The following is a 13,734-nucleotide window of genomic DNA, read 5'->3' on the forward strand; positions in this document are numbered from 1 at the left end:
CCTACCCCTTCTGCTTGTCATTGAGGTTCCGAGTTTCAGGCGCCAAGGATGCGCCTGTCTTGAAGAAATGTGACCACCCCGCGGCGACAGCCGCGTCGTAGCTCCATGGACCGCCGAGCAGCGATGCCGGTTTGCCCAACGCGTCGGGAATATGTTCCCGGCGGTAGGCTGCCGGCGAGCAGCCTGCAAAAGCGCGGAATTCCCGGGTCATGTGGCTCTGATCCGCATAGCCGCACGCCAAGGCAAGGTCCGTGAGTCCTTCTTGCGCATCTGCGTCCAGCATGCCGCGCATCTGGCTAAACCTCAGACGGCGCGCCGCCAGCTTTGGCGTCATGCCAAGCTGGCACTGGAATCGGGAGGAAAGATGCCGTTCGCTCCATCCAATCATCTTCCGCAAACCGGAAATGGGCATATTTCCATGATGGCGCGCCAATTCACCCCAAGCCCATCGAATCTCCGCGCCCGCCTCTCGCCGGGCGCTCTGCAGACGTCCCTTCAATACCTGCTCGATAAGCCGGAAACGCGCCGCCCAGCCCGGGGCATGATGCAGTTGCTCGGACAGCAAGGCGGCCTGACTACCCCAGATATCGCCAAGCCCCACCAGCCTGGATGAAAGCACATCGGACGCACCGTCGAACAGGCGGAAGGCCGCCCAAGGCGGCAACTCGACTTCGATGCACGAATGCGTCGGCGCCTGTTCGGACACCACTGGGCCGCCGCCCATGCCGACGACGAATGAACGGTGAGACTGCGAAGCCTCGGGCAACGGTGTCACCCGGTACGCGGCACCGAAACCGATGATCAGCTTGATGCTTGGTGATGCGGGCTCCAAACGTTGAATGGGGCGCGGCAGCGCTTCTTCAAAACCGCAGAGGGCATAACTCCCACCCGCCTGCCCGAGCGAACGGGGGCCAGGAAAATAGCGCCAATGGGCCTCGGATCTATCGAGCATGTGTTTCCGGCGGACGGATTAGCCAAGGCGTCATCATTGCATAGACCGGATCATGGGCCGTAACTCCCCCTCTCAGCGAACGTGACTCTCGGCAAAGACCGCCCTCTCGCCGCCCTGCGGCAGCAGACCGGCACCGATATCGGCGCCCCCCCCTGTTCCGTAAGCATTTTTCCCGCATGTTTTGAGAAAATTCCCAATGATCAGCGGGAGTCTTCCAGATAGAGTCCAAAGCCGTCGCCTTTACGGTACCCCGCCTTCTCCGCACCGGGCACCGCGGCACCCGGCATCCCGGTGCCAACCCGTTTGACGGCGGACCGTCATCCCAAAGACAATGCGCAGATCCATCGGTATGTCTGCATGCTTCCCTGGCGGATCAACGTGCGCATTGCCCCTCGGACAGATCAAGGCGCCTCTCCTCCCACAGTGACGATGCGCCGCCAGTAGCCGCAATGGCCCCCCCCGCCAAGGCGGGCTCACCACCGCAAGATAGACCACGCAATGCGCATTGATCGACGTTTCCGCCTTGTCGCCGCTTTCATCCTCGCCACCACGGTGGGCCTCGCATGCTATTTGCTGCGGCTGGAATGGCAAACGTACGCAGAGGCGCGCCAGTCCGCGCCGGTGCTCGACCTGTTCCGCGATGTGCTGGTGGCAGCCGAAAAAGCCTCGGCCGAGCGCGGACCATCGAACGCCGTGCTGGGTAGCGATGTACCGATTCCCGCCGGCAGGCGGGAATCACTTGACAGCGCCCGGACGGACACCGACAGCGCAATGCATGCCGCCATTGCCCAGCTCACCGTTTGTGCCGAAGCGCATTGCGCGGCCAGCCCCCAGCGCCTGGACGATGCGCTCGCGCAGCTGCTTGCCGCCCGCGATAAACTGCGCGAGGCCCGTGCAATTATCGATGCCCTGGCGCGATCCCCGCGTGGCGATCGTGCCAGTCATGCACTGCGCGCAGCGCTCAACACGATGTTCGCGGTGGTCGCCGACATCACGCAAGTCTCCGACGCCATCATGTTCGACCTGATCCGCGCCCAGCCGCTGACCGCGGAACACGTCGGCACCGCCCGGCTGAGCGCCGAGTTGCGCGAGCAGGCCGGCCGGGCAGGCTCGGTGCTCACCCCGGCACTGACCGCGCATCGCGCGCTCTCCGCCGACGAACACCGTGAACTCTGGATCGTGATTGGCAGGATCCACGCCCTGGGGCAGCTGATCCACGGCCGCACCAGCCGCGACGATACCCCGCACAGCGAATCGTTGCCGGCCACCCGGGAGATGGCATCGAGCTACTTTACCGAGGGCATCGCCTATCTCGAGACCATCGCATCCATGCCGCAGCGTGACGGACGCCACCCTTCAACTTCGGACTTTGCCGAGCGCTATGTCCCAACCATGCGCGCAATCCTCCGCGTGCGCGACGCGGAGGTCTCCACTGCAAGCCAGCTCATCCAAACACAGGAAATCTCCGCGCGCCAGCGGCTGAGCGTCATATGCGTTGTGGTTGGTGTCGCGCTGCTGGCACTTACCTTGATCATCGTCCTGTTCGCCATCCGCGTGATCCGGCCACTGTCGCTGGCCACCGACGCCATCCGCCGCATCGCCAAGGGTGACCATGCGGTTTCGTTGCCGTCCGCCCGACGCGCAACGCAGATAGGTGCCCTGCTGCATTCCGTGCAGGTACTGCGGCATGCCGCCATCGCAAAGGGAGAACTCGAGGCAGACCGCAGCCTGCTGATCACGCAGCTACAGGAAGCCGCTGCGCAAGAACGCGCGCAGGGCGAGGCGCTCATGCAGGCGCGCGATGCCGCCGAGGCCGCGCTCCTGGCCAAGGATCGCTTCCTGGCGATGATGAGCCATGAGATCCGCACGCCGATGCACGGCATGCTGGGGCTGCTGGAGATGCTGCTCCATAGCGACCTGGACAGCCATCAGCGCCACCTGGCCCAGGTGGCCAACAGCTCCGGCGAGACGCTGCTGCAGATCCTCAACGATATCCTGGACTATAGCAAGATTGGCGCCGGGAAGATGAAACTCATCGAAACCGGTGCCGATCTGCGCGAACTGATAGAGGACACGGTCCTGCTGCTATCGGGCAACGCGCACGAGAAGAACCTGGGCCTGAGCATCTGCGTCGAGTCGGGCATCGCGGCGCGCCATCTTGCCGACGCGATCCGCCTGCGCCAGATATTGTTCAACCTGATCTCCAACGCCATCAAGTTCACGACGCAAGGAAACATCGCCGTGACCGCGCGGCAACTGATGCGCCGGCAAGGCAGCGAGACCATCGAGGTCGTCGTCAGCGACACCGGCATCGGCATTCCATCCGATGCGCTGCGCATCCTGTTCGAACCCTTTGCGCAGGTGGACGGACATATGACCCGACGCTTCGGCGGCACTGGCCTTGGCCTGACCATCTGCCGACAGCTGGCTGGGCTGATGGGCGGCGAGATCGGGATCGTCAGCACTGAGGGCAGCGGCACCTCGGTGACCTTGCGGCTCGCCCTGAAGATCGACATCGAGCACTACGCCTTTCCCCAACTGGCCGGGCGGACGATGGAGATCGCTATCGACGAGCCCGCTGCAACGCTGGCGCTCGAGCACTACGCCAGGGCCGCCGGCTTGCACCCGGTCGCGCCGGCCAGCAAAGACATCGAACATGCACCGCCACTGCGTGTCCTGCCGGCTACCGTTGCCAATGCGCTTCGCCCCGGTGACATCCTGCTGGCAAGCCGGAAAAGCGAAGGGGACAACGCCGGCACGGCGGACGTCGCCGGCCCCGTCATCCTGTACAACAACCCCATCGCGTGGCGCGCATTCGTCGCCGCGTGCCAGCACGCCATGCTGCGCAGCCATGACGACAGTGGCGGCCGAACACCGCCAGCACAATCCGCCGGGCTGGCCCCACTGGCCGCGCGGACCACTCGCGTCGTCGTGGCCGAGGATCATCGCGTGATTCAAATGCTCCTGAAGATCCAACTGCGAGACCTCGGCTACGACAATGTCGTCATCTGCGAGGATGGCGAAGCCGCATGGGAGGCACTGCAGGCCGAACCGGCCACCCTGCTGGTCACCGATCTCTACATGCCCCGGCTGGACGGCTTCGCCCTCGCCAGGAGGGTGCGTGCCACGGAGAACGGGAAGCATATGGCGATCATCGCCATTTCCGCCTCGACGTTGACGGAAGAGGAGAACCAGAGCCGCGCCGCAGGCATCGATGTCTTCCTGAGCAAGCCCGCTTCCGTCGGCGATCTCAAACAGGCGATACTGCGCGCCCTGGCGTTGCGTTGAAGTGGAACCGCCTGCGTTGCCCTCCACCTGAGCGCGCGGCGCAAAAAAACACATCCTGAATATAACGCGGCGGGCCTGATTCGGAAATTTCCGCATTGATTGGGAAATTACTGAAAAATACGTATTTTTATAGACGTTTACCCTGTTTTTGCGTGCTATTGGATTGCCTGCATTGAGGCTCGTGAATACAGTCCGTATCCACTAACGCCCTAAATCTGAAATTCATTGAATAAATACTAAATCGCCCGCGGAACCGGCAGGCGATGTCGCAGGTGCCCGATGGCAGCCTGAGCCGGCGCGCGAGCCGGCCTGAGCGAACCCGGCTCACCACCACCTTCATTCGCAACACAACTCAACTGAATCCAGACGCCTCGGGCGCCGGGAGGGGATAGTCACGCTCCTGAAAAATGCCTGGTATGTCGCCTGCACACCATCGCGACGTCGTCCTGAGCGACGAAGAGCGCGCGGCGGACGACCAGTTCCTGCCGTGCGGCTCGCACGCCAGGAGCGCCGCGCCGATGCGCGGCGTGCAGCCGAGCCAAGTCCACAGGGGAACAACCCACATGCCGGTGCACCAGCGGTTCCGGCCTGCAATCAGGAATGGCTCCTTGGGTGCGTAGGAGTCCTTACACAATGAGAATGGAGGAAATCATGAAAAGGAAGGCAAAGCGCTTGTTCGCGGCGGGGGTCGGCGGTCTGCTGGGCTTTGGGGCGCAAGCGCAGACCAACGTGACGCTGTACGGGGTGGTCGATGCTGGTGTCGAGTATGTCAGCCATGCCGGTTCGGACGGTGCCGGTTCGATGTACCGCGTCTCGTCTGGAAACAGTGCGGGTTCCCGTTGGGGACTGCGCGGCACGGAGGATCTCGGCGGGGGGCTGCGCGGCATCTTCGTGCTCGAGAGCGGCCTCCATGTCGACACCGGCACGACCACGCTGGGCGGGCGCCTGTTTGGCCGGCAGGCGTTCATCGGTATTGCAGGACCTTGGGGCCAGGTCACGCTCGGGCGCCAGAACAACACCCTGTTCGACTTCTTCGTTCCCCTGGACCCGAGCCGCTATAAGCCCTACTCCCTGCTTGCCCACGATGCGCACTTCGCCGGCAGGGCGGACAACGCCATCAAGTACACCGGCAAGTTCGGCGGCCTGACGGTAAGCGGTCTGTACAGCACCGGCTACGACGCGACCATCGCCGCCGGCAGCGAAGTCCCTGGCGCACCGCGCGTGGGCCAGGAGATGGGGGCCGGCGCCTATTACACCACCGGCGATTTCGGCATGGCCTTGGTCTATGACCAGCGCCGGGGCACATCGGTAGCTACCGCGGGAAACCTTGAACGCCGCTATGCCGCTGGCCTCATCTACACCAGCGGGCCGTTCACCGCCGTCGCCGGCTATCGCCACCTGCAGGGAGGGCTCACCAGTCCCGGATTCCGATCCAATCTCTACTGGCTGGGCGGCGCCTACGCGATCCAGCCCGCCCTGACACTACACGCCGGCATCTATCGCACGGATCGACGGGCATCGGACGACGATGCGATGAGCTACACGCTGCAGGCGGTGTACAGCCTGTCGAAGCGCACGGATGTCTACCTCAATGCGTCCTATATGGACAACAAGGGACGCTCGAGCCTCGGTGTGGCAAGCTCCCTGAAAACCGCGCCAGGCCTGGGACAGACCGGGGTCGTAGCGGGCATCAAACACATTTTCTGATCACCGCGACGCGGCGGCGGTGATTCCAATCCGCCCACAGCGTCGAGCGTCCTCGCAGCGCGGCGACGGCCGTTCACGAGGGACTGAATCCGCCCGTCGGCATGGCCTGCGGCGCTGATTTGAGTGTGATACACATTGCTGTGATGCACGTGCGCGCTGGCTTCAGGCCTGCGCGGCAGGCTCCAGCGCTTTCATAAAGGCCGCGATGGCCTGCGCCGCGTCCCGCGGCACGGCCTGCAGGATGCAATGCGGGGCGGGCAACTCCACGATCTGCGTGTTCGGCGCCAGCGCGGCGACGGTCTCCGACGCACTGCGCGGAACGACCCGGTCGTCGCGGCCGCGCAGGTACAGCACCGGCAACCGGACGCCGGCAAAGCGCGCCGACATGTCCGTCTCCATTACGGCCTTGAGCCTGGCCTGCATGGCGGCAGCGGATACGCTGGACACGGCTGCGCCCAATGCAGCGCGTAGCGCCGGCGTGGCGTGCCCGCCCAGCAAAACGTGGTTTAGCAAAGGGCGGGGAAGCAACGCCGGTGGCAGCCAGCCGGCCAGCGCACGGGTAAAAGCCAGACGCGGGCGTGGCGGGCGCACGAACGAGCCGCACAGGATCAAGCCCCGCATGCCCTCGGGCGGGCGGGCAGCGATGGCGGCCCCCAGCGGGCCGGAGAAGGATTCGGCCAGCAGTACGAAGGGTGCCCCGGCAGGCAGCGCCTGCCGCACAAGTATTTCGAGGGCGGCGTAATCCAGCGCGCGATCACGCGGATAGCGGATGACCAGCGGCGTGATGTCGGTCGGCAGCGCCAGCAGCAAGGGCGCAAACAGATCGCCCGTGCCGTCCATGCCGGGAAGAAGTACCAGTGCGGTCATGCTTGCATTCGGATGCTGGAGATGCCCACATTCTGACATGGCGCGCGCGGCGCTCCCAATTTACGCATAGGCCAGCCCCATGCGCTGGAATTGCCGCCGGCCGATGCGGCGGCCTTCGGCCAGGTGCCAGGTGTGGAACCAGGCGTGAACGCGGTGCAACCACCTCACCGCTCACCGCTCCCCGCACTCCCACCGCGCCACCACCGCAAACGCGGCGTCTTCCACCTCCGGCAGCAAGGCCAGCGCTGCCTGCGCCGTCTCCTCGCCGATCATCACCGCCTCTTTCTCGTTGGGTTCCGGCAAGGCATCGGCGAGCATGCATTCCAGTCCGGCCTTCATCGCCTCGGGCAGATACCCCTTCAGGGCCGCGATATTCGCCGCCACGCACTGTACCGCCTCGGCCGGGCTGAAATCGTCATCGATCAGATGCGAGAAGTCCGCCGCGCTGCGCACCAGGGCTTCATAGACGAAGGCATCAAACGAGGCGGCTTCGATCCGGCTGCTGCCGCGGTCGTGCCAGACCAGCGCCACGCCGGTGCCGCCGTTGGCCAGCGGCGTCAAGCAGTAGGCATCGCCGGCCCCGGTCTGCGCGAACGGCAGGAAGCGCCGGCCGTGCTGAAAGGCCGGATTGAGCCATTCGCCGATAAACTCGCCGGCCTGCTTCGCGTCGATCCACTCGAGGTCATAGACGCAGGAAAGCACCGGCTGCGCAGCCAGCGTACGGGCTTTCCAGTCGGCGCGCCAGGCCTCGATGTCGGCGCCGTAGCCAGTCCAGCCTGCATCGATCAGTTGCCGCAGCGTGGCCGGCAAGGCGATGCCGCCGGCGTCCGCCAGTGCTGAAAAAGTGTTCATCCGTGTTCTCTCCGTGGGATGCTGCCGGCCAATGCCAGACGTTTGGATGCGCCCGGATGCAACCGAGAGCGCGGTAGGAAACCCGCATCCGGGGGCCGCCTGCGGCGCGCAGCTACCGGCGGCGCGACGAAGCGCCGGCGCAGGCAGTGTTCGACGAGGAAGGGTACCTGTTATGTCACCACGAGGGAAGCGCGGCGGATGGCGGCGCTGCTGTATGGATGGGCACCGCCTGTGCTGGCACGGCGCGCCCTTGATCCCACTGCGAGGTTCCGTATCCATAGGCTCGGCAAAGAAAACCCGGGCACAAAGCCGCGACGACCACGATGCATGGAGCGGGTACCGGCCAGCAACGGCCAAACCTTCAACCCACCCACGAACGGCTCGGCCAACGAGCGCGATGGCAAGCATGCGAGCGGGCGGGAAAGCGCACGGCGATGGCGACCGTTCTACGTGCAAGCGCTCGGCGGCGGCACGGGCGAAGTGCGGTTCTTCGGCTACTGCGAAGAAACAACGCAGATGAACCCAGCGCCATGCCCCCGATCTGGCGCGGTCTCCAAGGCCGGCTCACGCTGGCTAAGCCTCCCCAAGGTAGCCAGTCAGCCGGCCGCCGATCAGCGCCTCGGCATCGGCCATGATTCGGTCGATCAGTTCCTTGACAGTCGGGATGTCATTGATCAGGCCGGCCACCATGCCGCAGCTCCAGGCACCGGCGTCCAGCTTTCCCTCGACCATCACCTTTGGGTAGACCCCCGCGACTTGTTCCTGGATATCGGCAAACTGCAGGTCCTGGCCTTTCTCCCGCTCGATCTCGATCAACCGTTCCACGCCGGCATTGTTCAAGACACGCTCGGTATTGCGCAGGGCACGCATCACCAGCCGCGTGTCCAGTTCAGACGCGGCAACGATCGCTTGCTTGACATTTTCGTGGACTGGCGCTTCCTTGGTCGCGACGAAGCGAGTGCCCATATTTATGCCCTCCGCCCCAAGCGCCAATGCAGCCACGAGGCTGCGCGCATCCGCCATACCTCCTGAAGCCACGAAAGGGATCTTCAGTTCCTCGGCCGCGCGCGGAAGCAGAATCATGTTGGGGAGGTCGTCCTCGCCGGGGTGTCCGCCGCATTCGAATCCATCCACGCTGACAGCATCGCAGCCGATCTGTTCGGCCTTCAATGCATGACGTACCGAGGTGCACTTGTGAATCACCTTGATCCCCGCCGCTTTGAGGATCGGCATGTACTTGTCGGGATTGCGCCCTGCGGTCTCAACGATCCGGACCCCTCCCTCCTTGATCGCCGCGATGTACTCGGCATAGGGCGGCACGGACAAGGACGGCAGGAAGGTCAGGTTCACGCCGAATGGCTTGTCGGTCAGTTCGCGGCAACGCGCGATCTCCCGGGCCAGCAATGCCGGCGTCTTCTGCGTGAGGGCCGTGATGATGCCAAGGCCGCCGGCATTGGAAACCGCAGCCGCCAGCTCGGCCAGGCCGACATAATGCATGCCGCCCTGGATGATGGGGTGCTGGATGCCGAACAGTGCAGTGATGCGTGTCTTCATTGATGGTTCCTCTTGTGAAATCCGCCGGCAGGAGTCAAGCCGGGCAGTCGAACTCGCTGGGCGGGCAACGCGGGTGAAGCGGCCGCTAGTGCGGCCCGTGCAGCACCACGCGCATGCCCTATGCGCCGGGCTTGTAGCCAGGGCTTCGTTCCGCTTGCGCGGGCACGTCTGCGCATATCGCGAACCTGCGCTCAGGGACGTTCCGCTTTGCTGCGCTGGATCTCCTCTTCCACATCGCGCAACTGGTCCTTGCCGAAATACATCTCGTCGCCGACAAAGAACGTGGGCGAGCCGAACGCACCGCGCTCGAACGCCGCCTGAGTGTTCGCCATGAGTTGCTGCTTGACCTCGGGATCCTCAATGCGGGCCTGGAAGCCGACGCCGTCCAAGCCCGCCGCATCCAATGCGGTAGCGATGACCTGCGGGTCGTCCATCTTCAGTCCCTGCTCCCACATATGTGCGAATACCGCATCCACGTAAGCGACAAAGGTGCCGTTCTTCTGGGCGGCGACGGCCCCACGCATGATCTGCAGCGTGTTGACAGGCCAGAACGGGTTGTGCCTGTAAGCGTGCAATGCGTGCCTGGCGACAAAGCGATGCATCTCCAGCCGGCCGAACTCCGGCTTGTTCTTGATACCCGCAAATGCTTCCGCTGGGGACCGGTTCCCGGTCAGCCGGAAAAGGCCTCCGAGCAATACGGGCACATACTCGAACCTGACGCCCTGGCGTGCTTCGATACCTGGAATGACTTTATGGCTGAAGTACGAATTCGGGCTGCCGAAGTCGAACTGGAACTGGACCTTGATGGGGGCGATTGCGTTTGTGTCGCGCATGATGTCTCCTGATACGTCTGTTGATGGAATCTCGTGAAACGGGTCCGGCGAAGAACGGATGGATAGAGCGGCGGCACGGAAGCTCAGCAGGGTTGCGGGCTCGGATGCTGCACGACCCCCGATGCGGTGGCCAGCGGGCGGCGATCTGCCTCCTGCGTGACGGTGACCAGCATCGTCGCGCGACCGGGCACGGCGCTTGGGGCCAGGAGTGCCTCCACCATCAGCCACCCTTCCCGAGGCGGCCCTAGCCGCCTCATCGTCAATTCGAGTAGATGGCTCGACGCATAGGCGGAGAAGGCGGCCCATTGCATAGCAGCTTCGGTCAGGAAGGACAACAAGCCAGTACCAAAGCCAAGGGTCTGCTCGACGTCTTCTGTCCACTTGGCGCGCAGCGCGACATGTCCCGGTGCCAGCCGCATGCCGGACAACAGGCATGCTTGCGCTAGTGGGGAAGTCGCGGCGAAGGCGCCGAAATCGCTTGTCCATTGCGCTGAATGATCATCCACGGCATCGCTCGTGAAAGCCGTCTCCCGATCACGGTCGGCACGCTCCCGCGCCAGTGCATTCAGGAACTGCTCGCGCAAGGCCATCTTCTGCAGCTTGCCGGTGGGCAGCCGGGGAAAGTCCGTCACCAGCCGGATGGACTTGGGCGTCTTGATGGGGCCAAGCCGCAAGCGACATTGTTGGCGTAGGGCTTCGCTCACCGCCGCCGTGACCAACGAGGAATCCCGCACCTGCACAATGGCCTGCACCGCTTCGCCAAGTTCTTCATCGGGTATGCCGAAGACTGCGGCGTCCAGTACATTCTCGTCGCGCAGCAGGAAGGCCTCGATCTCCTGCGGATAGATATTCACGCCGCCCGAGATTACAACAAAGTCGCGGCGGTCGCTGAGATAAAGATAACCCTCCTCGTCGACATGTCCGATGTCGCCGTAGGTCCACCAGCCCTGCCGGCTTCGTGAGCGGGCGGTCTTGTCCTCGTCCTTCCAATAGGCGAACGTGCTCGTGCCTTCAAAGAAGACAGTTCCTGTTCGCCCGGAAGGCAGCTCCTGCTCATTCTCGTCGAGGATATGGATGATCCCATCCGTGGCGCGGCCCACCGAGCCCTTGTGGCTCAGCCACTCCTCCGAGCTGATGGCGCAAGCGCCGATGCCTTCTGTACCCGCGTAGTACTCGAACAGTATGGGACCCCACCATGCGATCATTGCCTCTTTCACGTGCACGGGACATGGCGCTGCGCCGTGATGCGCCGCCTGGTGGCTGGACAGGTCATGGGCCTGGCGCACGCCGGCCGGCAGGCGCAGCAGGCGGTGGAACATGGTTGGCACCCACTGGCTATGTGTCACCTTGAACCGCGAAATGGCATCTAGTGCCAGCGCTGCATCGAAGCGCTCCATGACGATGCAGGTCCCGCCCATCGCTAAGGTGGCGGCCACATTGCGATGAGGCGCGGCGTGGTAGAGCGGCGCCGTACACAGGCTCACCATGTCCCGCCCCACCCCCGGCCGGCCGGGCCAGGATGAGTTGCGCGAATCCGGCCCATCAAAAGGCCCTGTCGGCATGGGCTTGCGCACCCCCTTTGGCCGGCCTGTCGTGCCCGAGGAGTACATCATCTCCCTGCCAGGCGCCGTGCTTTCCGGCAGCGTGCTGGGGCAAGCCGCCACCCGTTCCTCCCAGGGATCGAAGCCGGCAATACGGCTGCCGAGGCTAAACAGGCAAGCGCCGGCAAAGTCGACCTCCGACGCTGCGCCGGCACTCTCGGCCGTTGCCGACAACACCACGACAGCGGCTCCGGCATCCCGCACGATATATGCCAAGTCGTCCGCCGACAGCTTTGTCGAAGCCGGCACGTACCTCACGCCGATTCTCTGGCAGGCCCAGCCCAGGAAGAGGAAAGCCGGAGCATTCTCGATGCAGAAGACGATAGCGTCGCCGGACGTGACGCCGCATTGCTGCAGCAAGTGCGCGGCCTGATTGGCGCCCGACTCCAGCTCCCCATAGCTCAGGGTTCGCTGGCTTGGAATGAACACGGCAGCCGTGCGGTCGGGCCGGCTCCGGGCGTGAATCGAAGGATGTGTCATTGTGCTCTCCTGCCGTGCTGGCTCAGGACGGATCCCTGCGCCCTGCCCCCAGCACGGCGGCCTTCTCCTTCAGTGCGTTCTTGAGGACTTTTCCAGTCGGCGCGACCGGCAGTTGGGTCAGGAAATGGATTTCGGCTGGCAGCTTGTAGGGAGACAGCCGCTCCCGCAGAAATCGCTCCAGCGCATCCTGGCTGATCGTGGCATTCGCGGCTGCTTCCACGAAGGCGATGACCTCTTCGTTGCCGTCCGCCTGCCGCCCCACGACGGCAGACTGCACAATGTCCGGATGGCTGTTCAGGACCTGCTCGACCTCCACCGGGTAGACATTAAAGCCAGAGCGGATGATTAACTCTTTGGTGCGGCCCATGATGAAAAGGGCACCGTCTGGCTCCTGCCTGGCGAGGTCGCAGGTATTGAACCAGCCCTCGGCGTCGACAGCCTCGCGGGTCAGTGCTTCATTGCAGTAATAACCCTTCATGACATTGGGACCCCGCACTCGCAACTCGCCCACGGCGCCCGGCTCGACCGGCTGTCCCTCGGAATCGACAATGCGAATCTCCACCCCCGGCACGGGCATGCCGACAGAGCAGTCCGTGCGCGGCGCATGGAGCAAGGTCTGCGACACCGTTGGCGACATCTCGGTCAGTCCGTAGTTGTTATGCAGCGTGAGGCCTAGCGCCGCTTCCACGTCCTGTTTCAATTGCTGGGTCAACGGCGACCCCGCAACACCCGCCAGGCGCAGGACGTGTGGGCCGATGCTACCGCCTGCGCTGCGCATCCAGTCGAGCAACTTGGCGTACATGGCCGGCACGCCCATCAGTACGGTGATGCCTTCCTCGCGCATGGCCTTGGCCAGCGCAGGCGCCGAATAACGATCTTCGAGCACCAGGGCGCAGCCACATGCAAGCGAGCCCACCAACTGCGATGAGAGTCCCACCACATGCGCCATCGGCAGCACGCCATAGGCCTTGTTCTGAGGACCGAGACGGCGTAGCGCCCAGACCAGTTCTGCCACATGGAGCAGGTTGGCATGCGTCAGCATGACGCCCTTCGGGTGGCCGGACGTTCCGGAGGTATAGATCATGGCCGCCACCTGCGCCTTCGGGTCTTCGCTCGCTGGCTCCGCGTGAGCGCCTTCGTTCAGGGGCCCGACGGCCAGCTTGCCGAGGGCGGGCCAGCACTGCTCAACGCTCCTATTGCGGCCGGCGTGCATCAGCGCATCCGCGGAAATCTCGCTGGTGTAGAAGACGCGGCGCGCGCCGGAGTGCTCGATAAAGTTGTCGATCTCGCGCGGTGACAGGCGCGCGTTGACGACCACCGCCCAGGCATCCATCGCGCTGGCGGCCAGCACCAGCACACCCAGTGCCACACAGTTCTCCGCGACCATCAAGACCCGGTCGCCCGGACGAACACCGAGCTGGCGCAGCCGTTGCGCCCCGTCCTCGATGGCCACCGCCAACTCCCCATAGCTCACTCGGCCCCGCTTGTCCTGCAGCGCCAACGCCTCCGGCTGCCGGCACACCCAAGGCTCAATAACTTGGTGGATGCGCCTGTAGGACGCAATCGATGTTCTACCTGTTTCCATATGTCTCCCGCCTCT

At 64.3% G+C, this 13,734-nt stretch carries 9 protein-coding genes; 2 read left to right on the forward strand and 7 right to left on the reverse strand.

What is annotated here, in order from left to right:
• Position 1: 1 nt before the first annotated feature.
• A complete protein-coding gene (locus P3W85_RS18460; protein WP_276265855.1) occupies positions 2-952 on the reverse strand; it encodes an AraC family transcriptional regulator in 951 nt (316 codons plus the stop codon).
• Positions 953-1,450: 498 nt separating this feature from the next.
• Here P3W85_RS18460 and P3W85_RS18465 point away from each other — a divergent pair, with 498 nt between their 5' ends.
• Entirely contained in the window at positions 1,451-4,240 is a 2,790-nt protein-coding gene (locus P3W85_RS18465; RefSeq protein WP_276265856.1) for an ATP-binding protein, read from the forward strand.
• 651 nt (positions 4,241-4,891) lie between these two features.
• Positions 4,892-5,947 carry a porin gene (locus P3W85_RS18470; RefSeq protein WP_276265857.1) on the forward strand — a complete coding sequence of 352 codons (1,056 nt, stop codon included), beginning with the start codon at positions 4,892-4,894 and terminating at the stop codon, positions 5,945-5,947.
• 162 nt (positions 5,948-6,109) lie between these two features.
• Here the strand turns inward: P3W85_RS18470 and P3W85_RS18475 are convergent, their stop codons facing one another.
• The 6 genes from P3W85_RS18475 to P3W85_RS18500 all read right to left on the reverse strand — a co-directional run bounded on the left by P3W85_RS18475 (position 6,110) and on the right by P3W85_RS18500 (position 13,719).
• A complete protein-coding gene (locus P3W85_RS18475; protein WP_276265858.1) occupies positions 6,110-6,814 on the reverse strand; it encodes an alpha/beta fold hydrolase in 705 nt (234 codons plus the stop codon).
• 171 nt (positions 6,815-6,985) lie between these two features.
• Positions 6,986-7,666, reverse strand: coding sequence for an SMI1/KNR4 family protein (locus tag P3W85_RS18480; protein WP_276265859.1), 681 nt, complete (start codon positions 7,664-7,666; stop codon positions 6,986-6,988).
• Positions 7,667-8,239: 573 nt separating this feature from the next.
• The gene (locus tag P3W85_RS18485) at positions 8,240-9,220 is read right to left on the reverse strand and encodes an NAD(P)H-dependent flavin oxidoreductase (RefSeq protein WP_276265860.1); all 981 of its coding nucleotides are present in this window, start codon (positions 9,218-9,220) and stop codon (positions 8,240-8,242) included.
• A gap of 191 nt (positions 9,221-9,411) precedes the next feature.
• The gene (locus P3W85_RS18490) at positions 9,412-10,053 is read right to left on the reverse strand and encodes a 2-hydroxychromene-2-carboxylate isomerase (RefSeq protein ID WP_276265861.1); all 642 of its coding nucleotides are present in this window, start codon (positions 10,051-10,053) and stop codon (positions 9,412-9,414) included.
• Between the two features lie 83 nt (positions 10,054-10,136).
• On the reverse strand, positions 10,137-12,134 hold the full coding sequence (locus P3W85_RS18495; RefSeq protein ID WP_276265862.1) for an AMP-binding protein: 1,998 nt from the start codon (positions 12,132-12,134) through the stop codon (positions 10,137-10,139).
• Between the two features lie 22 nt (positions 12,135-12,156).
• A complete protein-coding gene (locus P3W85_RS18500; RefSeq protein ID WP_276265871.1) occupies positions 12,157-13,719 on the reverse strand; it encodes a class I adenylate-forming enzyme family protein in 1,563 nt (520 codons plus the stop codon).
• Positions 13,720-13,734: the final 15 nt, after the last annotated feature.

It is taken from the genome of Cupriavidus basilensis, assembly GCF_029335485.1.
Lineage (GTDB): Bacteria > Pseudomonadota > Gammaproteobacteria > Burkholderiales > Burkholderiaceae > Cupriavidus > Cupriavidus basilensis_E.